This is a genomic window from Actinocrinis sp. (assembly GCF_035650855.1).
Lineage (GTDB): Bacteria > Actinomycetota > Actinomycetes > Streptomycetales > Catenulisporaceae > Actinocrinis.
The window spans coordinates 25,801-46,891 of sequence record NZ_DASRGV010000061.1; the positions used below are offsets into that span (position 1 = coordinate 25,801).

At 70.2% G+C, this 21,091-nt stretch carries 16 protein-coding genes; 8 read left to right on the forward strand and 8 right to left on the reverse strand.

Annotation, left to right across the window (positions count from 1 at the left end):
• Positions 1-169: 169 nt before the first annotated feature.
• From VFB40_RS05035 to VFB40_RS05050, 4 genes are all read right to left on the reverse strand, one after another.
• On the reverse strand, positions 170-823 hold the full coding sequence (locus VFB40_RS05035) for a hypothetical protein (protein WP_324848099.1): 654 nt from the start codon (positions 821-823) through the stop codon (positions 170-172).
• The gene (locus VFB40_RS05040; RefSeq protein WP_324848100.1) at positions 820-1,779 is read right to left on the reverse strand and encodes an ATP-binding cassette domain-containing protein; all 960 of its coding nucleotides are present in this window, start codon (positions 1,777-1,779) and stop codon (positions 820-822) included. The genes VFB40_RS05035 and VFB40_RS05040 overlap by 4 nt, the downstream gene beginning before the upstream one ends.
• A gap of 129 nt (positions 1,780-1,908) precedes the next feature.
• A complete protein-coding gene (locus tag VFB40_RS05045; RefSeq protein WP_324848101.1) occupies positions 1,909-2,136 on the reverse strand; it encodes a hypothetical protein in 228 nt (75 codons plus the stop codon).
• Between the two features lie 23 nt (positions 2,137-2,159).
• Entirely contained in the window at positions 2,160-3,821 is a 1,662-nt protein-coding gene (locus VFB40_RS05050) for an APC family permease (RefSeq protein ID WP_324848102.1), read from the reverse strand.
• 119 nt (positions 3,822-3,940) lie between these two features.
• Here VFB40_RS05050 and VFB40_RS05055 point away from each other — a divergent pair, with 119 nt between their 5' ends.
• The 3 genes from VFB40_RS05055 (at position 3,941) to VFB40_RS05065 (ending at position 6,356) form a co-directional block, all read left to right on the forward strand.
• A complete protein-coding gene (locus VFB40_RS05055) occupies positions 3,941-4,504 on the forward strand; it encodes a hypothetical protein (RefSeq protein WP_324848103.1) in 564 nt (187 codons plus the stop codon).
• A 99-nt stretch (positions 4,505-4,603) separates the two neighbouring features.
• A complete protein-coding gene (locus tag VFB40_RS05060; protein ID WP_324848104.1) occupies positions 4,604-5,896 on the forward strand; it encodes a hypothetical protein in 1,293 nt (430 codons plus the stop codon).
• A 7-nt stretch (positions 5,897-5,903) separates the two neighbouring features.
• Complete coding sequence (locus VFB40_RS05065) at positions 5,904-6,356, forward strand: hypothetical protein (protein ID WP_324848105.1); 453 nt, start codon at positions 5,904-5,906, stop codon at positions 6,354-6,356.
• Positions 6,357-6,431: 75 nt separating this feature from the next.
• On the opposite strand, the gene VFB40_RS05070 is transcribed toward VFB40_RS05065, so the two are convergent.
• Together VFB40_RS05070 and VFB40_RS05075 are read right to left on the reverse strand one after the other, a co-directional pair.
• A complete protein-coding gene (locus VFB40_RS05070) occupies positions 6,432-9,827 on the reverse strand; it encodes a GH92 family glycosyl hydrolase (protein ID WP_324848106.1) in 3,396 nt (1,131 codons plus the stop codon).
• Positions 9,828-9,981: 154 nt separating this feature from the next.
• Positions 9,982-12,588 (reverse strand): fibronectin type III domain-containing protein, encoded by a 2,607-nt coding sequence (locus VFB40_RS05075; protein ID WP_414642042.1) that lies wholly within the window; start codon positions 12,586-12,588, stop codon positions 9,982-9,984.
• A 255-nt stretch (positions 12,589-12,843) separates the two neighbouring features.
• On the opposite strand from VFB40_RS05075, the gene VFB40_RS05080 reads away from it, so the two are divergent.
• The 3 genes from VFB40_RS05080 (at position 12,844) to VFB40_RS05090 (ending at position 16,568) form a co-directional block, all read left to right on the forward strand.
• Positions 12,844-14,427, forward strand: coding sequence for a sialidase family protein (locus VFB40_RS05080; RefSeq protein ID WP_324848108.1), 1,584 nt, complete (start codon positions 12,844-12,846; stop codon positions 14,425-14,427).
• 65 nt (positions 14,428-14,492) lie between these two features.
• Positions 14,493-15,242 carry a hypothetical protein gene (locus VFB40_RS05085; protein ID WP_324848109.1) on the forward strand — a complete coding sequence of 250 codons (750 nt, stop codon included), beginning with the start codon at positions 14,493-14,495 and terminating at the stop codon, positions 15,240-15,242.
• Positions 15,243-15,323: 81 nt separating this feature from the next.
• Positions 15,324-16,568 (forward strand): condensation domain-containing protein, encoded by a 1,245-nt coding sequence (locus VFB40_RS05090; protein WP_324848110.1) that lies wholly within the window; start codon positions 15,324-15,326, stop codon positions 16,566-16,568.
• A gap of 222 nt (positions 16,569-16,790) precedes the next feature.
• Here VFB40_RS05090 and VFB40_RS05095 read toward each other — a convergent pair whose 3' ends face one another.
• Positions 16,791-17,927: an alkene reductase gene (locus tag VFB40_RS05095; RefSeq protein WP_324848111.1), complete on the reverse strand. Its 1,137-nt coding sequence runs from the start codon at positions 17,925-17,927 to the stop codon at positions 16,791-16,793.
• On the reverse strand, positions 17,927-18,457 hold the full coding sequence (locus tag VFB40_RS05100) for an SRPBCC domain-containing protein (protein WP_324848112.1): 531 nt from the start codon (positions 18,455-18,457) through the stop codon (positions 17,927-17,929). Before VFB40_RS05100 ends, VFB40_RS05095 begins: the two co-directional genes overlap by 1 nt.
• Before the next feature lie 227 nt (positions 18,458-18,684).
• Here VFB40_RS05100 and VFB40_RS05105 point away from each other — a divergent pair, with 227 nt between their 5' ends.
• A complete protein-coding gene (locus VFB40_RS05105; protein WP_324848113.1) occupies positions 18,685-19,830 on the forward strand; it encodes a ketoacyl-ACP synthase III family protein in 1,146 nt (381 codons plus the stop codon).
• Positions 19,827-21,035: a cytochrome P450 gene (locus VFB40_RS05110; RefSeq protein ID WP_324848114.1), complete on the forward strand. Its 1,209-nt coding sequence runs from the start codon at positions 19,827-19,829 to the stop codon at positions 21,033-21,035. The genes VFB40_RS05105 and VFB40_RS05110 overlap by 4 nt, the downstream gene beginning before the upstream one ends.
• Positions 21,036-21,091: the final 56 nt, after the last annotated feature.

Here is a 21,091-nt window from a genome sequence, read left to right on the forward strand (position 1 = left end):
CGATCTCTTGTCCACGACCAAGGTCGCGGACTGGACGCGCTCACCGCGGTCTCGGCCCATGTTTCCGCAGCCCGAAGCCGCTATGGCGGACAGCGCGGAAGGGGCGCGCTCACGATCATTTACATCGGATGTTTCACTGCTCGCCCTGAGCCGCGCGGCTGACCAGGCGTCAGATGTGGCGCACGGCCGCTGCGGTGGAGGCGGCCCAGGCCGCGGCCACCACGATGAGCGCGATGGGCAGCGCGGCGAGCGGGTAGTGCGGCGCGGCGCCGTTCGCCGTCGTCAGGGCCCGGATGCCCATCGCGGCGGGGGAGAAGCGGGCCACCAGCAGGCCGAGCGCGAGCAGGCCGGCCAGCAGCACGCCCCAGCCGGCGGCCGGGACCAGCGGCGGAGCGGAGAGCACCCCGGCCGCGGTGCCGAGCAGCACGCAGACCAGTTCCGTGCTCAGGCCGGTGAGAAGGGTCGAACCGCTGCCGGGTAGCGCACCGGTGGCGGCCGCGACGACGGCGCCGACCAGTGCGCACAGCAGGCCGTAGCCGGTCGCGGCGCACAGGGCGGCGAGGCGGGCGCGCACCGGACCGGCCACGGTCGCGGTGATCGCGGCGGCCTCGGCGGGTTCGGTGGTCAGGATCGCGCGGGTGAGCCAGGCGCTCACCGGCAGCAGGAAGGCGGCGCTGTAGGCGAACGCGTCCGCCGCGCTGTCGCCGCCCGCCGAGTCGATGGCCAGCGCGATCGCGTAGAAGAGCACGGGCGGCAGCCAGCGCTGCGAGCGGGCGAGCAGGACGACGTAGTAGCGCGCGACGGCGGCGTCACGGGTCGTCACGGCTGCCTCCTGCTCTGCTGCGGCACCGAAGCCCTTGGAATCGCAGACTGCTGATGCTCGGTTCGGCCGCGCTCGCCCTGCTTGGGCACGGACTGCTGCCCTTGCTTCGCGCCCTGCTGTTGCTGCTTGGCCGCCTCGACCGCCCGGCCGTCCACCGTGCGCACCGACAGCACGTGGATTCCCCGGTGCGCCGAGAGGATCTCGTGCAGCAGCCGGTCCGAGCCGTCCGGCTCGACCTCGATGCGCAGCACGTCGTCGGCCAGCACCCGGCCGCGGCCGGGACCGGGCCACGGATCCGGCGCGTTCTCCAGGTCGATGAGCACCAGCGGCAGCTCGAAGTCGACCGCGGAGGCCTGGTGCAGCAGCCCGTCGCGCAGCACGTAGGCCGCGGTCGCGTCGTCGGCGAGCCGCTGCGGGTCGTGGTCGACGAACACCACCCGGCCGCCGCGCCGCGTCGTCTCGCGGGCCACCTCGTCGAGCGTCTGCTGCCCGTACGCGTCCAGGCTGGTCCAGGCCTCGTCCAGGATCAGCAGGTCCGGCTCGGCCAGCAGCGCCTGGATGATCGCGATCTTCTGCGCGGTGCCGCGGGAGAGGTCGCCGATGCGGTGCTTGCGGTAGCTCAGCGCCTCGAACCGCTCCAGCCAGCCGAGCGCGCGTTCCTCGGCCGCCTCGCCGGAGAGCCCGTGGATCCGGCCGAAGTGCCGCAGGTAGTCGTTCGCCTTGAACGGCAGCGGCGGCAACTGCCCCGGCACGTACGCGACCCGGTTCGGGCGGTCGGTGATCGTGCCGCGGCCGGGCCGGTGCGCCCCCGCGATGATCCGCATGAGGGTGGATTTGCCGGAGCCGTTGTACCCGCCGATCCGCACCAGGTCGCCCGGTTGCACGTCGAGGTCGACTCGGCCGAGCACCCAGGGTGCCCGCCAGCCATAGCGATATCCGACTGCGCTCAGCCGCATGCGGACACCCTAGCCGGAACCCGGGCGGCTTCGTACAGGTCATTAGACAACCGTGACCATCGGGATCTGCCCGGCGCGAATGACAGGGTTCTGTTAACTCTGGCTTAGGGCTCGGCCGAGCGCGGCGGGTCAGCCCGCGGTGATCTCCTGCGCGACCACGTCGCCGCACGAGAAGCGGATCCACGGGCGCTGGTTGTGCTCGGACACGCCGCGGTCGCGCTGCTTGCCCTCGCCGCACACCGGGCACCGCCAGCCCTCGTCCGCGCGCTCGAAGCCGTGCCAGGAGCGTTCGAAGTCGGGGCCGTCCACCTCGTGGACGAGCACCGGCGGGTCGCTGGCCGTGAACGGGTCGAACATCTCGGTTTCCTTTCGAAGAGGCCTTATACGGGCTCGGTCATCGGTCCGGCGCCGGCTCCGCCGTCGGCGTCCGGCTCCTGGGCGTCGAGATCGGACGGCTGCCGCCAATAGTCGGCGGGGTGCGAGCGCAGGAACCGGACGGCCTCGGCCACGCCCCACACGTATCCGCCGGCGCCGATGAAGCCGACCGCGATCGAGTCCCACGGCTGCGCGATCCAGTCGCGGCCGCCGAAGCTGCCGAGCCAGGACATGAGCAGCACGGCGCAGACGTACACCACCAGCCACGCCCCGGCGCGCACGTCCACGCGCACCTGCCCGGGTGTGTGCCGGTTGCTGCGCGTGTTCCAGAGGTAGACGGCGACCGCGACGGCCAGCAGCGGCAGCGCGATACGCAGGTTGGTCCACTTCGCCCAGTAGAGGATGAGCGTCGCCAGGACGAAGCCGATCGGCGCGAGCACCGAGGTGCCGCGGAACCAGACCGCGGCACGGGACGGTTCGGCGATCCGCAGCGCCGCCTGGCAGACCATGGTGATGGAGTACACGAACAGGCCCAGCTCGCTGGTGGCCTTGATGATGTCGTGCCAGCTGGGCAGCAGCAGCAGGAACGCCGCGCCGAGCACGAAGTTCAGCAGCAGCGCCCGGCGCGGCACGCCGGAGCCCGGGTGGATGGCCGCGAACCAGCGCGGAATCGACTCGTTCTTGCCCATCGCCCGCGCTTCCCGGCTGATCGCCGCGGTGAAGACCAGCGCCGAGCCGGAGGGCGAGAGGATCGCGTCCCCGTAGAGCACCCAGGACAGCCAGCCCAGGTTGAGCACCACCGCGAGCTGCGCGAACGGTGAGGTGAAGTCGATGCCGCCCCAGCCGTGCGCGAGGTGCGAGCCGGGCACCGCGGCGATGAAGGCGATCTGCAGGCCGATGTACAGCGCCATCGCGATCAGCAGGCCGACGATGATCGCGCGCGGCACGTCCCGGTGCGCGTTGCGGGCCTCGCCGGACAGGTCCAGCGGCGCCTGGAAGCCGGTGTAGGCGTAGATGACGCCCGCGGTCGAGATCGCGGAGAGCGCGGCCGAGTAGCCGTAGGGCGCGAAGCCGCCGTGGTCGGTGAAGTTCCCGCCGTGCCAGGAGGTCGCCAGCAGCACGACCATGGTCAGCGTCGGCACCAGCCACTTGATCAGGGACAGCGCGCCGTTGACCCGGCCGAGCAGCAGGATCCCGTACCAGTTGATCATCATGAAGACGACCATCAGCGCCAGCGCGATGAGCATTCCGGCCCAGGTCAGCCGGTTGTTGCGGTAGATCCCCGAGATGTGCTGCGAGGCGTACTGCACGACGACCGCCGACTCGCTGGGCGGGTTGGTGCAGTACGCGATCCAGATGCCCCAGCCGACGATGGTGGCGGCGAGCCGGCCGTTGGTGTGCAGCGGCCAGCGCACCAGCGCCCCGGACTCCGGGTGGGTCGAGCCGAGGTCCGCCATCACCAGCGCGATGACGAGGAACGCGATCCCGCCGATGCCCCAGGTCAGCACGGCCGCGGGCCCGGCGACCTGGGCGGCGTACAGCGCGCCCACCAGCCAACCGGACCCGATGACGCCGCTGAATCCGGCGGCGGTCAGATGCCAGAAGCCGAGATGCCGTTTGAGCAGGCGGTCCGGAGCGTACGTGGGCTGGAGGACGTCTTGGGCCATGGGCCTCGAAATACCACGTCGCGGCAGAATCAATCGGGTTTCAAATCAGCATTCACCGAGTAGTGGGTGTGGCTACACGAGCCGAGCGGTCGTCGGCGGCCAGGTGCGGGAGGTTGCGTATGGGCATCGATCCCATCGAAGGCGACGCCGTTCGCGCAGGTACGGTGCAACGTCTCGCCGGTGTGGGTGGTCGCAGGGCGGTGCAAAAGCGGCTCCAGGTGTATCTGAACGACCACCTGATGGGCGCGGCGGCGAATGTGCAGCTGGCGCTGCGTACCGCAGGCGCGCAGCGCGGTACGCCGCTCGGCCGTGAGCTGGATGCGATCGCCGCGCAGATCAGCGACGACTACGCGGCGCTGGTCGAGGTCATGCGCTCGGTCGGCGTGACGCCGCGCCGCAGCTTCGCCTGGCTCGGCCGGCTCGGCGAACGGCTCGGGCGGCTCAAGCTCAACGGCCGGGTGGTGCGCGGCTCCCAGCTGAGCACCCTCGTGGAACTGGAGGCGCTGCGGCTCGGCGTGCTCGGCAAGCTGCAGGGCTGGCGATCGCTCTCCGTCGCCGCGCAACGCGATCCGCGGCTGGACCGCGACCGGCTGCGCGCGCTGGAGGACGCGGCCGCCCGCCAGGCCGAAGCCCTCGCGGGGATCTGCCTGGCGGCGGCCGTGCTGCTGGGCCCGGCCGGCTGACGCCGGACCAAGTTTCGCAAGTCCCCGTGATGATGTTCGAGCCCGAGTTACGCTGAAGTCGGCTTCCTTGGCCACGTGGCTCAAGGAGGGGGGACCGACATGAGCATCGTGGCTCAACCTGGACCGGAACCGGCTGCCGAGTCGGCCGGCGGAAGCAGCAGCGGAGGTTCTGCCAGGCCGCCCGCGGCCGGCGGCGGCAGCGGCGGCTTCTTCGGCTGGCTGCGCCGCCTCCTGCTTCGGCTGCTGGCGCGGCGGCTTTGTAACCTCACGGGCTTCGTGCCGACGGAAACCGCACGAACGACTGCCGTGCAACGCGCGCGCGAGGTGAGGGCCTGGCTCAGCGACGGCTACGGCGAGTTCGTGCAGTACCCGCCCGGTGCACCGCGCAGCGAGCGAGAACCGCGTGAGCGGGATACCGGGCATCGCGTGGCATTGGAGTGGCAACTGGCCAGACCGGAGCTCACGCTGCTGGGCCGGGCTTGCGACGCCGTCGACGCGTTCGTCCGCAGTGCGGAGCCACCGGAAGCTGAGGCGACCGCCGACGATCCCCTCCGGCCGACTGTGACCTTGCGGCGTCTGCCTCGGCTGGTTCGCCTGGTCAGTCGCACCGCGTACCCGTGGCGAGTCCTCGTCGAAAGTAACCGACCGGACGAAATGCGCGCCCTGCTGAAAGGCATCCCGCAATGGTGGGGCATCGCGGTGCACGTTCAGGAAGGCCGGCCGCTTGAAAGGCTCGGATGCAAAGCGCTCGGCGGGCGTGAAGGCGTGGTCGGGGGCTACATCACAACACCTTCCGGAGACTTCGGCCTTACCTGCGGCCATGTGCTCGGACCGGCGTGTGTGTCGGCGTACCGCAGGTTCCTGCCGAGCCGGGATCGCTGGGCTCCCGATGCGGCGCTGGTGCAGATGGGCGGCTGTTTCTCCGCCCCGGCGTCACGGGCGCAGGTGGCGAGCCCGGGCTGGGGCCGGGTGTCCGAACTGGTGCTGGACCACGCTGTCGCCGAGTTCACCAACCATCGCGGCAAAAGGATGGCAGGGTACGTATGCTCTGCGAGCCTCTACGCATCGGACACCGAAGGGGCGATCCGTTTCCCCACGATCCATATCTCCCGGGAGCGTACGCGTTACTTCGGGGTGGCCTGGCCGCCGTTCAAGGGCGCGTTCAGCGTTTCCGGGGATTCGGGATCATGGGTCTCGACGGTCATGGACGGGGAGAAGCGGTGGCTGGGCATGATTGTCAGCGGCAGCAAGAAGGGATCAGCTGCCCACGACGCGTCAGCCTTGCTGCGTTGGCTCGAACTCGAGCTGTCGGGCGCCATGCCGCAACCAGAAGACGAGACCTGGTTCAAGCACGGCCCGATGCAACCTTTCCTAGCCGAAGCGAACCTGTGAGGTGACCGTGGCCGGCACGACCGACTTCGTTACGAATCAAAGCATCGGCACTTTTGCCGGCGCGACCACCACGGTGTGGGTGGTCGGCAATACCGTGCGGCTCGCCGTTCGCCGTGACTGGCCCTTGTTTCCGCTGGCCACGGGCCTCGGCGTGGCGTTCGTGCTGGCCGGCACGGCGCATCAGCTGCACACGCCCCTGGACTACCTGCTGGCCGTCCTCAACGGCTGCCTGCTGTTTCTCACCGCGACCGGTGTGCAGCAGGCAACCCTCGCCGAGGTGAAGAGCAGCGAAGGCTCCCGACGTCAGGGCAAGGGGCGCGTGAGTTGGTGGGCGCCTTGGATCCCGACTCGCGGTGCGCAGCCGGGTGAGTCCGCGCCGACCCCGCCGGCATCGGCTGCCGCCGCGCCGGCCGCGCAGGCCTCCACGACCGCGCCGACCAGGACGCCGAGCGAGTCGTGACGGCTCCGCCGGACCACCCACATCCCGCAGTGGTCCGGCGGACGCTGTTCCACGATTCCGCGGCTGCTTCCGCGGTCAGCCGCCCTGCTGCTGCGCGGTGAGCAGCTGCAGTTCGGCAGCGGAGGCGTAGAGGTCAACCGGGCCGGGATTGGCCGTGCGGACCTGCACGTGGGTGTCGTCGGCCGCCGAGGGCACCACACCCTGCACGGTGAGGGTCTGTGGTGTGTCGGAGAGCTGGACCGTCGCGCTGGTCAGGTCCTGCTGGCCGTTCCAGAAGTCGACGTAGACCACGCCGGTGCCCTGCAGCGTGACCGAGGCCTGATAGCTCTGGCCGGCCGGCGGCCGACTCGCGGGATCGACCCAGATCCACGTGTTCGACCCGGCGTCGGCCTCGGTCCAGTGGATCGCGCTGGCGCCTTGCGGCGTGGTGGCCGCGGCGAGGCTGCCCGGGACCGAGCCCACGCCGTTCTCCACCGGCCCCTGCCAGTTCAGCTGTCCTGTGGGGGCGTCGCCGAGCAGGTTCGGCCCGGTCGGCACCAGGATCGTCGGCTGGCGGCCGGGCGGGAACTGCAGCGGGCCGGAGGGGTAGGAGGGCGGTGCGTCCGCCGCGGCCGCGCCCCAGGCCGTGTCAGGGGTCGAGGTCATGGCGTAGTCGAGGCGGGTGACCCGGCTGCCGACGAGCTGGTTCTCGTCGAGCCACACCGGGGCCCGGGTCCTGCCGTTCACCGACAGCTTGTGTACATACGTGCTCGTTGACGCACCCGGAGCGTTCATGACGACCTGGTGGCCGCCCTGAAGCGCGATCGTGGCCTTCGGGAAGATCGGCGCGCCGAGGGCCAGCGCCGGCGAGCCCGGGGTCTCCGGGTACATGCCGAGCGCGGACCACACGAACCAGGAGCTCATCGCGCCCAGGTCGTCATTGCCCGGCTCGCCGCCGGGGGAGTCGGCGTACACCTCCGTCAGCATTCTGTGCACGATGGCCTCGGACTTGTACGGCGCCCCGGCGTAGTCGTAGATCCACGGCGTGCCGAACGAGGGCTCGTTGCCCGCCCATTCGTACGGGAGGTTCGGGCCCGCGTTGAGCTGCTGGAAGAAGCTGTCCAGCCGGGTGATCGCCGCCGCGTCGCCGCCTATCGCGGTGATCAGGCCACTGAGGTTCTGCGGGACCACCCAGGTGTACTGCGCCGCGTTGCTCTCCTGGAACCCGGACTGGCCGAAGCTGCCCATCCCGTCGGTCGTCGGATCGAACTCGGGGAACTGGCCGTTCCCGTCGCGCGGCTGGATGTAGCCGGTGTCGACGTTGAACAGGTTGGTCCAGTCCTGCGAGCGCTGAAGGTACGTCGCGGCGGTCGCGTCCTGGCCGAGGGACTTGGCCAGCTGCGCGATGCCGAAGTCCGCGATGGCGTATTCGATCGTCTCCGACGCGCCGTTGTTCGTCGGCGAGAGGGAGCTCTCGGTGGTGTTCGGCACGTAGCCGAGCGACATGTAGTCGGCCAGTTGCGGCCGCTCGGTGTACGTGCCCTGACCCAGTTGGCTCTGCGTCGGCACGACCGAGGCGCCCTTGACCATCGCGGCCAGCGCGGCGCGCGCGTCGAAGTCTCGGGCGCCGAAGGCGTAGGCCTCGGCGAGGATCGGGTCCGCGGCGTCACCGTTCATGACGTCCGTGTAGTCGTTGGCGAAGCCCCACTTGGGCAGCCAGCCGCCCTGCGCCTGGTCGTTGAGCAGCGAGGTCATCATCTGGCTGGTCTGCTCCGGCGCGATGAGCGCGAGCAGCGGTATCTCCGAGCGGTAGACGTCCCAGCCGGAGAAGTTCGCGTATTGGACCTGGCCGTGCGACGTGCGGTGAGTCTGGTTGTCGAACCCGAGATAGTCGCCGTTGACGTCGGAGAAGACGCTCGGTTCGAGCAGCGTGTGGTAGAGGGCTGAGTAGAACTCAGTGCGCTGAGCGGCCGTGCCGCCGCCGATGCGGATCCGGCTGAGCAGGTCGTTCCACTTGGCGTAGGTCTGCCGGCTGACGGCACCGACGCTCCAGCCCGGGTCCTCGGCCTTGAGGTTGGCGGTCGCGTCGGCCTGGCTGACATAGGAGATCGCGACCTTCATCGTCACGTCGCGGCGGGTCGTGGTGTCGAAGCCGGCCCACGCGCCGGACTGCAGACCCTGCGTGCCCGTGATCTGAGGGCTGGTGGTCCGTGTGCTCGGGATCTGCGGACGGCGCACCGAGGAGCCCTCGACCTTGACAGAGGCCTGCGTCGAGCCGGAGGTCACCACCACCGACTCCTGGCGCAGCGAGACCGCGGAGGCCACCAGGTCGACCGGTCCGGCCGCGGCGGTGCGGACCTGGAACTGCGGGTCGCGGATCGAACCGGTGGGTACCGCGGCGTCCACGGTCAGCGTCACCGGCGTCGAGCTGAGGGTGACCGGCTGGCTACCGACGTCCACCTGCCCGTTGTAGAAGTCGAGGTACACGGTGCCGGCGCCCTGGAGCGTGACGCTGGCTTCGTAGCTCGCGCCCTGCGTCAAAGCCGGGGGAGTGGCCTGGATCCAGGTGTTGGCAAGCGCGTTGCCCTGCTGCCAGGCGACGGCGCTTTGGCCGTCCGGGGCCGCGGTCGGGCTGATGGTGGCCGCGGTGCCGCCGGCGCTGATCTCGTGGTAGCTCCACGGCAGGTCGCCGGTCGGCTGGGTGAAGACGTTCGCGCCCGTGGGCGCGGTGTGCCAGGTCCCGTAGGAGGAGAAGGGACGGGAGAAGGTCGCGACGAAGTGCAGCGGATACGTACCCGGCGAGCCGCAGAACTGCCCGGCCGTCTCGGTGCCGGCGATCTGGTGGTCGTTGAGGATCTGCACGTCGGCCGCCACGTTGCCGGACTGGGCGTCACCCATCTTGAACAGCACGTTCGAGGACTTACTCGCCGGATAGCCGAACTTGGCGATCCCGGTGCGCGCCGTGGCCGCCAGGTCGGACTGGATCGCGTTGGCGGTGCCCGGATTCAGCGTCACGGAGTACGAACCCGGGGTCGCGTGCTCGCTGCTGTGACTGAACGCTGCCGTGGTGTCGACCGGGTCGGTTCCGATCGCCCCGACGGTCGGCAGGATCGGCACGTCGCCGAAGGCGCCGCAGCCGGGGCCGGACATGTGGGTGAGGCTGAAGCCGGTGACGGACGAGTCGGCGTAGTTGTAGCCGCCGCCGTCCGGGCGCGACGGCGTGTCCGGGCTGAAGGTCAGCATGCCGAAGGGGGCCGAGGCGCCGGGGAAGGTGTCCACCTGGCCGACGGTCGCGCCCCCGGAGCCGGTGCCGATGAGCGGATCGACCAGCGCGGCGGGATCGCCGACGAGGGCGTTCCCGGCCGCGCTGTCCGAACCCTGAATCGCGGTCTGCGCGTGGGCTGCACCGCCGCCTGTTGCGATCAGTCCCGCGCACGCGGCCGCCACCACCGCGGTGCGCAGCCGTCCTGCCTGTCCTGGGCGATAGAGCATTCGGGACGACCTCCCGGTGTTGTTCGGCAGCATGACAACGTTGTCAGAGCTTTCAACGTTGTACCGGATCAGTCGCCGCCGGCGCAAGAGGTGGGCAGTGGCTCCTGGCAATCGACGATTGCCAGGAGCCACGGTCCGAATACGGGCTATGACGTCACGGCGTCGGACCAGGCGTCGCCGTGACTGACGCCGGGGCGCTCGATCCGACGGCGTTGTCCGCGGTGATCTGGAACGTGTACGCGGTGCCGTTAGTCAGACCACTGACCACCGTGTACAGGCCGTTTCCGCTGCCCGCCCACAGGAAGTCGTGCCCTGTCACGTGAACGGGCGCGATGCCCGGCGCGGTGATCGTGTAGCCGATGATCGGTGTCGCTCCGGTGCTGGCCGGGGGAGTGAAGTGGATGCTGACCGTGCCGTCGCCGGGATCGGCGCTGGCCGAGGTCGGCGCACCGGGCACGGCCGTCGTCGTCACTGCGGGCGTCACGGCGGCGCTCGGCAGTGAGGGGGCGCTGTCGCCGATCCAGTTGTGCGCGGTGACGGTGAACGTGTACGGGGTTCCGTTCGTCAGGCCGCTGATGGTGGTGTACCCGATCTTGGCGAGGTCGGCCGGCGAGATCGTCGCGCTCGCGCCGCCGGGAGAGGCCGTGACCGTGTACGAGGTGACCGGCAGCCCGTTGTCGACGAAGGTCGGGTTCCAGCCGACGTACCCGGTGCCGTTCGCGGCGAACGCGGCCACCTGCCCCGGCGCCTCGGGGACGCTGGCGCCGAAGCGCTCGGCCAGGATCCACCGGTAGCGCGGCTCGAGCCCCGCGGCGCGCACGATCGACGCAGGAGCCTGCGAAACGCTCTGGATCACGTGGTTGCCGGAGACGACCGCGTTGCCGTCCGCCGAATCGCGGTCGCCCTGCCACCAGTAGTTGCCGCTCACCAGCAGGGGATCGGGGCCGCTGGCGCCGGGCCGGTAGTCGGTGTGCCGGGCGCCCCAGTCGTTCGACACGTTGCCGGTCAGCACGTTGCCGCTGGCCGTCCAGAAGGTGCAGCCGTTGTCGCAGTACATCGCGTGGCCGTTGTCCAGCGTGTCGGTGATGACGTTGCCGGTCAGGTGCTCGCCGGTGTCCATCGAGCTGCCGGTGATGCCCTGGGTGTAGATCCCGCCGCCGTCCGCGAGGAACTGCATCGCGTCGGTGATGTAGTTGTCTGAGACGGTGTTGCCGTTCGAGTAGTTCGGCGTCGCCTGCACCTTGATCTTGTCCGGCCAGCCGCCCCAGCCGAGCGAGATCGCGGTGTACGCGGTGTGGTCGATCTGGTTGTGGCTGATCAGGGTGTGCTCGGCGTATCCGACGTCGATCGCCACGCCGCCGTGGTATTCGACCGGCAGGCTGTAGAGGTGGTTGTCGAGCACCTGCACGCCCGAGGTGTGGTCGGCCTGCGCCGCCGGCTCGGGGATGTCCACGCCGCCGATCTCCAGCCCGTTGCCGGAGATGTCGGTGAATACGGAGCCTGCGACGGTGTCGTTCTGGGAGCCGTCGCCGAGGTCGAGGCCCGCGGCGCCGAGATGCACGAAGGCGTCGTTCTCGAAGCGGATGTCGCTGTCATAGCCGAAGCTGAGGTTGCCGGGCTCTTTGGTCCACGCGCCGTAGGGGCAGGTGCCGCCGGCGATGAACTGGCACAGGCCCTCCTGGTCGTAGCCGTGCGGCCCGGTGAGGGTGTAGTTCGCCTGGATCTCGTTGAAGCCCTCGCCGGTGTTCGGCGTGAGCCAGGTCGCGTAGGAGAACTGGATGCCGGAGAACGTGATGTCGTGCACGGGTGCGGTCGTAGTGCCCTGACCGACCACGAGCTGTTGCAGCACCGGCGCCTCGACGTCGGACCAGCGCAGGTTCTGCCCGGCGCGCGGAATGTAGTAGACGGTGTCGGCCGACCGGTCCAGGTACCACTCGCCCGGCTGGTCCAGCAGCTCGTAGGCGTTGTCGACGTAGGCGGGGATCGAGCCGTTGCCGAGATTGCCGTTGTGCACCAGGTTGTAGCTGCGGCCGGAGCCGTCGGTGCGCTGGATGCGCAGCGTGGAGTTGTTCCAGCAGGGCTGCGCCATGCTGATGCCGGTGCCGGAGATCGCGGCCACCGGGCAGCGCGGCTCGGTCCAGGCGCCCTCGCCGCCGGTCTTCAGCGACCAGTAGGGCGCGCCGCCGCTGTATACGAACTCGATATCGCTCGGGTTGCGCCAGCTCGCCATCGCGTCCGAGTCGGCGGTATAGCCCGAGGTGGTCTTCGTCAGGTGCACCGGCAGCGGCCCGCTGGCCCGATCGGCGCGCACGCCGTCGACGTAGAGCTGGCGCGTCTGCAGCCCGGCGGGAGCGGGCGCGGACCAGATGTTCTTCGACGGATCTGACTGGTGCCAGCCGGTGATCCGCTCGCCGCCGCTGAGCACGGGCCTGGCTCCGGGCGCGGCAGCCCACACGACGCTGTGGCCGTTGGTCCCGGAGTCGCGCGCGTCGAGTTGAAGCGGGGCCGACAGCCGGTAGGTGCCGCCGAATAGCTCGACCCTGATATCCGAGCGCATGTCTTGGTCGAGGGCGCGCACGCGGATCTGCGCGGCGTCGATCGAGCAGGGCTGCCAAAGCGCACAGGATGAGCCGGAGCCTTCGGGCGAGGCGAACAGTATCGTCGCGGGCGCGGTGGCCGTAGCCGCACTGGCGGCAGGGGATAGAGAAGCCGCGGCCAGCAACGCCGCGGCCGCGAGAGTCAAGGAGCGGGACAAGGGCATACGTTTCCTCCACGGCGCCCGCGCCGGGCAGAGCAGCGCGCGGGAGCCATCACGACATACATCGGATGTGTGGCGCCGGTAGGGACCGTATGGGCCGTTAGCTCCCTTGTCAATCTCCCTAACAAAGGCGATTCATAGGATCTATGCCGTTCGCCGATTCGCCCTGCTCGTAGGGTTGCCATCCCGTGATCGACCGTTACGGTGGTCGGGTGAGCAAGAACCCTCAGTGAACCTGTCGGGCATAAGGGAGCGAAGATGCGAGCACGACGACGCGCGGCGGCAGTGATCCTGGCGGCCGCGCCGCTTGCTCTGGGGCCGACCGCAGCCTGGGCACACACCGGCTCGGGCCTGGTGCAGGCCTCATCCGGGGATCCGACCGCCGCGTGCACCGCCGGGGCCGAAAGCGGCACCAACTTCCCGAACACCGAGGTGGAGCCCTACATCGCGGTCAACCCCTGGAACGCGCACCAGGCCATCGGAGTCTTCCAGCAGGACCGGTGGACCGACGGCGGCGCGCACGCCGGCGGCGTGGTGTGGACCCGCGACGGCGTGCACTACGCGGAGGGGCTGCTGCCCTTCGGCACCTGCGGCGCGCCCGGCGGCACGAACTACGAGCGCGTCTCAGACCTCTGGGTCAGCTTCGGCCCGGACGGCGCCGCGTACTCCAGCGGCCTGGAGTTCGACGACGCCGACAACCGCAACGGCCTGGGCGCCGCGACCTCCTTCGACGGCGGGCGCACCTGGAAGTTCGCCCAGCCGGTGATCGCCGACGACGACACGGCGCACTTCAACGACAAGAACTCGGTCACCGCCGATCCGCGCCGGCCCGGAACGGCGTACCAGGTCTGGGATCGGCTCGACCAGCCCTTCGACGCGAGCGGCCACGCGATCTCCTTCGACGGGCCCGCCTACATCTCGATCACGCACGACCACGGCCGCACCTGGTCCGCGCCCCGGGTGCTGGTGAACACCTCGGTCACACCGAACATGCAGACGATCGGCAACATCATCGTGGCCGACGGCCGCTCCGGGCGCCTGTACGACTTCTTCGATCAGATCACGTACACCGATCCGAACACCGACGGCGTGATCGACGCGCACTACGCCTTCATCACCTCCACCGACGGCGGCCGCACCTGGTCCGCGCCGTCCAGGATCACCGCGGACACCTCGGTCGGCGACGTCGACCCGAACGACCCGACGAAGTTCCTGCGCACCGGCTCCGGCCTGCCGAACGTGGCGATCGACCCGGTGACCGGCGAGCTCTACCTGGCCTTCGAGGGCACCACCTTCACCGGCGGCGCGACCGACCAGGTGGAACTGGTGCACTCGAGCGACCACGGCCGCTCCTGGTCCGCTCCCGTCCGCATCAGCCACGGACCGCAGGCTCCCTCGTACACGCCGTCGATCGCGGTGGACCCGGCCGGGACCGTGAGCGTCACGTACTACGACGTGCGTGACTTGAAGCCCGGCAACACCACCACGCTGCCGACCTCCACGTGGCTCTACTCCTTCCCGCGCGGCCACCAGCACGACGCGGTCGAGCGCCGCATCGCGCCCGACTTCGACTGGCTGCTCGCGCCGAGCGCCGGCGGACATTTCCTCGGCGACTACGAGGGCCTGGCCGCCGCCGGGTTCGACGCGGTGCGGCCGTTCTTCTCCACGACGCTGAACGCGCCGCAGACCAACGTGTTCAGCGGCACCTTCGAGACGCCCCTCGGCGACCCGTTCGCACTCAGCCAGCCGAACCCGGGGACCGCGACGCCGCACACAGCGGGACCGCCCAGTCCCGCGCAGCGCATCGCGGCGCACCTCGCGGAGCGCAAGACCGCGCACTGACGTCATCTTTATGTCGGGCACGGTGCACTAGCCGGAGAGGACCACCGATTTCCGGGAAGGCCACCGTGCCCGACTACGACGAACACGATCCGTACGGCGAGACGCGCGCCGCTCCCGGCGAGCCGGACGGCGCCGGCTCCGTCGACCCCTTCGACGCCTTCCGAGCGCGGCGGGCGCAGGAACGCGCGGAGCAGGAGCCGTTCCCCGAGCAGCTCGCGAGCGAATCCGCCGGGCCGATCCGACCGGGCGCGGAAACGTATGGCGGCGCCTACTTCCCGCCGGAGCCTCCGCTGCCATACCAGGAGTACAACCAAGTCGTGCCGCCGATGCCGTTCGACGAGGCGGCCTCACGCGCGCCGCGTCGCCGGCTGCGTTCGGCGATCGTGTTCGGCGGCGTCGCGGCGCTCGTCATCGGCGTGGGCGCGGGCGTGTGGGCGGTGACCGGTTCGTCCGGAGGCTCACCGGCGGCCGCGGCCGGGACGCCGTCGGCGAGCGCCCCCGCCTCGCCCGGACCGAAGGCGGCGAAAGCCGGCAAGGCCGTCAACGCGCGTCTCACGGTCACCTCCGTCGGCTCCGACTCCTTCACCGCAACGACCGCGCGAGGCGAGACAGTAGTCGTACACATCACCTCCGAGACGCGGTTCGGCACCGCCGCGCGCCCTTTCACGCGCGCCCAGCTCGTGCCGGGCGCGAAGGTCGTCGCGCGGCTGCGTAAGGACCCTGACGGGGCCGTAGCCGCCACCGTGATCGCGTCCGAGATCCCGAAACCGAACGACCAGGAGACCGGCACCGCGTCACCTGCCGCAGGGGCCTAACCGCAGGCCGAGAACCCATCCCAGGCCTGTCGCCGAGACGCTGTCGAGGCGTCATCGAGGAGCTGTCAGCACAGTGGTCGGATGGGTAGTGCTTGGCCGCCGGTCCAAACGGTGCTCGAGATCAGCGGATTCGCGGACGTCGCAGCGTTGCAGCGGGCCGTTGACACCGTGTTCCGGGCGCACCCCCACCTCCTGCGCGGATTCGGCCGTACCGCGCACGGCAGCCTGATATCCGTCGAGCGACGTGACGCGGTACCGCGGCTGCGCGCGGTGGACTTGCGCGAATACCCGGCGGGGCATCGGGAAGCCGCGGCATCGCGGCTCGAGGAGCACGAACGCTGCGAAGAGTTCGCCCTCGGCGCGCCGCCGCTTGTCAGGCTCCTGTTGATTCGCACCGGCGATCGGGAGCGGCGCTTGGCCGTGACGAGTCATCGCCTGCTCCTTGACGACTGGTCTCACGCGGCCTTGATTCGCGCCGTGCTCGCCGCGTTCCGCGCGGGCTGGGGCAATGAGGGCACGGATCGCGGCACCGCTCGGCAGTGCACGCTCGACGGCCGGACCGCCGAGCCCGCCAGGACCACGCTCCGCGCCGCGGATCAGCGCCTGGAAACGGACGCGCACCGCGGTTTCGATCTCGCTGCCCCGTGCGGCACCGAGGACCCGGTTCGGTTGACCCGCGAACTGCCGCGCGAGCTGACAAGGCGTATTGAGCTGCGTGCGGCCGAGTTGGGGGTCGCCGCGGAAAGCGTCGTGCACGCCGCGTGGGCGTTCGCGTTGAGCCGATTGACGGGACGCCGGGACGTCGTCTTCGGGGCGACGGTGACCGTGCCGCGAACCGGTTCGTCGCACGATCCCACGGCGCTCGATGTGACGCGCGCGATCCTGCCCGCGACGGTTCGCGTGGAAGCCGAGGGATCGCCCGGCGACCTGCTGCGCGCCGCATCACGGCACACCATCGACAGCGCTCCACGCCGGCGCGGCGACCGGACCGATCCGTGCTGGGACGCCGAACGGCGCGCATCTGACACTGTCGCGGTACTCGAACCCGAGCCGATCGGACCGGTCATGCCACGGCTCGGTATCCGCATCAGTACGTTGAGTATGTTTGATGCGAAGCCCTTCCCGTTGAGCTTCTCGATCGTGCCCGGTCCGTCGTGGATCGCGCGAGTGGACTTCCAGCCCGCCGCGCTGCCGGCGCGCGTCGCGCGATCCGGACTCGGCCACGCGGTGGCATTCCTGGAAGCGGCCGCCTATGCGCCTGATTGCCGGTTGGACCGGATCGACGACCGTCGAGCCGTCGGGGTCCGATCGGCGCGCGCCGCGTAGCGCCGCCAGGCTTTGCTCAGTCCTGCTTGGCGCTGTGGTGAGCCGTTCGCCCGGCCGCGCCGCCTTCAGGCTCCAAGTGCAGGGCGTGCATCGTGAATTCGAGCGGGATCCGCCCTATCGCCATGGCTGAGCCAACGGCGCCGAGACCGTACGCGATCCAGCGCCAGGTGAGGCTTTTCACCGTTTGAGGTACTCCGACGGAAGTCATGCGCACACTGTGCGTCAGGCCGCTTGAGCCGGAGTCAGATCCGGCTGCACGAGCGGCGGGTAGTCGATATAGCCGGCCGCGCCGCCTTGGTAGAAGCTCGTCGGATCAGGCTCGTTATACGGACCGCCGGCCGCGATACGCGCCGGGAGGTCGGGATTGGCGAGAAACAGCGTGCCGAGGCAGACGGCGTCCGCCATGCCGCAGGAGAGCGCCTGGCACGCCTGCTCGACCGTGGCCGCTCCGGCCTCGGGGCCGCCTGGATGGGGATTGAGGATCAGCGGGCCGCGCCACAGTTCGCGCAGCCGCTGGGTCAGCGGTCGGTCGCCGACCTCCCGTACGTGCAGATACGCCAGGTCCGAGGGCAGCGATCGCACCAGTTCCGGGTACAAGACGTCGTCATCGTCGGGCTCCATGCCGAACGCGGCGTTCCACGGCGCGATCCGGATCCCGACCCGCTGCGGTCCGAGCGCGCCGGCCGCCGCTTCGAGCGCCTCAAGCGCGAATCGGATCCGGTTGGCGACGCTCCCGCCGTAGCGGTCAGAGCGCTGGTTCGCGGCGGAGTCCAGGAATTGATTGACCAGGTAGCCGTTTCCCGCGTGCAGCTCGATACCGTCGAAACCCGCGTGCGCCGCCGCCTGCGCGGCATGGGCGAAGGAACCGATCGCGGCCTGGATTTGCCGGCCGGTGAGCGGGCGTGGAACAGGACACGGCACCATACCGCTCGCGGTGAACGTCTTCGCGCGTGCCGCGATCCGCGAGGGCGCCACCGGTGCGCCCCCGTCTGGTTGCAGATCGTGGTGGCTCACCCTCCCGGCGTGTACGAGCTGCGCGAATATGCGTCCACCTCGGGCGTGTACGACATCAGTAACCTGCCGCCACGATGCAATGTGCGCATCGGTGTGCAGACCGGGAGTTTTGATCGCGCTCTTGCCTTGCGCGGATACATAAGCACTCTCACTCACGATGAGGCCGGCGGCGGCACGCTGGCTGTAGTGCTCGGCCATCAGCGCGTTCGCCGTGCCGTCCGCGTTCGCGCGGCTCCGGGTGAGTGGCGCCATGACCAGTCGGTTGGCCAGCTTCAAATCGCCTATCGTCACCTCGTCGAACAGCGCGCTCGTATTCAACGTCTCAGGGGATTGAAACAGAGTCATCAGAGCGCTGCCGCGTCGGCCAGCACCTGATCGACGAGCGCGGCGAACTTCGCCAGGGTCTCACCGGGGCTGGGACCATCCAGCGCCGCGCGCATCGACGCGGCCCATTCGCCGTGCTTGTGGAGCTTCTCGTGCGACAGCTCGACGATGCAGCGGTGCGGACCGTCCGGGGTGAAGGACACCACGATCTCGCTGGCCCTTTCGTCGTCCTCGATCGGCCGCCAGCGCCCGTCGATCCGCCAGGACAGCGCGATCCGAACCGGCGGCTCCCAGGCCAGGACCCGGCCCCAGTCGGCGACGACGCCGTCCGCGTCCTCCTCGTACCACCGGCCGCCCGGCCGCTTCTCGAACTCGATCCGGATCCGCCGGCCGGGCACCAGCTTGTGGTTGGCCGGCCACCAGCCGAGGGGGCGATCGGCGAAGATCTCGAACGCGCGCTCGGCGCGGACCGGAACCGTCACATGCTTGCGCACCGGTGGAACCGACGCCGCGTCGGCGTCCGGCTCCGCCTGCCAGGACGAGGTGGACAAGGGAACCTCCCGGATCGGCGGTACAGGGCGCCGCGATGCTCCCGCGCCGAACTCGCCGCGCGGTGGAGCCGGGATGGAGTGCGCCGCCGCTCCGGACGCCTGATCGACCCGCGGCGCCCGGGATGCCGCGCCCGCCGCGGTCGATCCGCTCTCCGGCGCGGCTGCACCGTGCGTCGAGCCGATCCGCGCACGCTGCCGGCACCGAACCGTCGATCCGGGGAGCGCTGGTGAGAATCGAAGACGTCTACATCCGAGGCACGGGCGTGCGATTGCCCGCGCGGCTGATGGTGCAGGACGCCGTCGCTTCAGGCGAGTGCGATCCGCAGCTGGTCGCGCGTACGGGAGCCGTCTCGGTCTGCATCTCGGCCGACGAGTCGGCAGCTGAGATGGCGGTCTGCGCGGCCCGTGACGCGCTGCGCCGCGCCGGATCAGCCCCCGACGACATCGAGCTCATCCTGCACGCCGACACCTACCACCAGGGCCAAGACCTGTGGCCGGTGGCCTCCTACATCCAGCGCGAGACCGTGCGCAATCAGTGCCTCGCGGTCGAGATCCGGCAGATGTCCAACGGCGGCCTGGCGGCGCTCGACCTGGCTTGCGCCTACCTTCGCCGGGCCGAACACCGGGCGGATGCGCTCTTGACCGCCGCCGACAGGTTCTGCCCTCCGGGGATCGACCGCTGGCGCACCGATCCGGGCACGCCGTACGCGGACGGCGCCGCGGCCTTGGTCCTCTCCCGGCGCGGCGGCTTCGCCCGGCTGCTTTCGGTGGCGGTCACCGCGGACTCGGAACTCGAGGAGATGCACCGCGGCGAGGAGCCGTTCAGCCCGGCTCCGCTGAGCATCCGCACTCCCGTGGACTTCGCCGCCGCCAAGCGCTTCTTCACCAGCCGCTACGGCCTCTCCTTCGCGATCGGACGCACCACGGCCGGTCAGCGCGCCGTCGTCAAGGAGGCGCTGGCCGACGCGGAGCTCGAACTCGAGGAGGCGCAGTGGATCATCTTGCCGCACTTCGGCCGGCGCCGGATCGAATCCATCTACCTCCACCAGTACGGCATCCCCATCGAACGCACCACCTGGGAGTGGAGTCGCACCGTCGGCCATCTCGGCGCCGCCGACCAGTTCGCCGGCCTCGACCATCTGGTGTCCACCGGGGCGGCCCGGCCCGGCGATCACTGTGTCCTGATCTCGGTCGGCGCCGGATACAGCTGGGGCGCCGCCGTCGTGCAGATCACCGAGCAGCCCGCCTGGAGCGCGCAGCGCGCGGGCTTCGCCGCGGACGCCGCGGATGGAACGGCACCTCGAACAGAACCGGGCCGCGCTGAAGCAGCGTGCTTGGCCGACGGCCCCACCCAGAGAAAGGACCAGCCTTGACCGAGACGGCATCTGAGACCGCGCTGTTCCCCTGGTTCCGCGGCTGCCCGATGAAGGCGCCCGAGCAGTACGCCACGCTGCGCGAGAGCGAGCCGGTGGCCCGGGTGAAGCTGGCGACCGGGCGCGAGGCGTGGGTCGTCACCTCCTACGAGTACGTCAAGCAGGTACTCACCGACCCGCGCTCCAGCTCGGACCGCGCCCACGAGGGCTTCCCGTACTACATTCCGATCCCCGAGCAGTTCAAGACCGACTGCTCCTTCATCGGCTGGGACCCGCCCAAGCACACCCTGCACCGGCGCATGGCCGCGCTGTCCGGCGAGTTCACCAAGAAGCGGGTGCTGGACATGCGCCCGCGGATGCAGGAGATCGTCGACGAGTGCATCGACACGATGATCGCCAAGGGCTCGCCCGCCGACCTGGTGCACGAGGTCGCGCTGAAGGTCCCGCTGACCATCGTCTGCGGCATCCTCGGGGTGCCGAACGAGGACCAGGCGACCCTGCACTCCTTCACCGAGGTGCTGTTCGGCGGCGGCAGTACCGCCGAGGACCGCGAGCGGGCGATCACCGGGTTCGGCCAGTACCTGCAGAAACTGGTAGAGCGCAAGGAGCAGGAGCCCGGCGACGACCTGATCAGCCGGATGATCGCCAAGTATCGCGCCGAGGGGATCTACGACCGCAGAGAGATGTGCAACGTCACGCGCCTGCTGCTCAACGGCGGCCACGAAACCAGTGCCGCGATGATCGCGCTCAGCACCATGACGCTGCTTGAACACCCCGACCAGCTGGAGCGGATCAAGGCGGACCCGTCGCTCGTCCCGGCCGCGGTCGAGGAGCTGTTGCGCTACCTCTCCCCGGGCGACCTGGCCACGTCCCGGGTCGCACTGGAGGACATGCAGATCGGCGACGTCACCGTGCGCAAGGGCGAGGGCATCATCGTGCTCGGCATGGCCGCCAACCGGGACCCCGCCGTGTTCGACGAGCCCGACACCCTCGACATCGACCGGGAGTCGCGCAACCACGTCGCGTTCGGGCACGGCATTCACCACTGCATCGGCGCGGAGATCGCGCGGGTGGAGCTCGCCATCGTCATCAGCACCCTGTTCCGGCGGCTGCCGAACCTGCGGCTGGCCAAGCCGTGGAACGAGCTGCGCTACAAGGACGGCAACGTCATGTACGGCGTCTACGAGATGCCGGTCGCCTGGTAACGCGGCGCGCTGACCGCGGCCGCACTGCCGCTCGGACCCGGACGGTGACTCGGCCG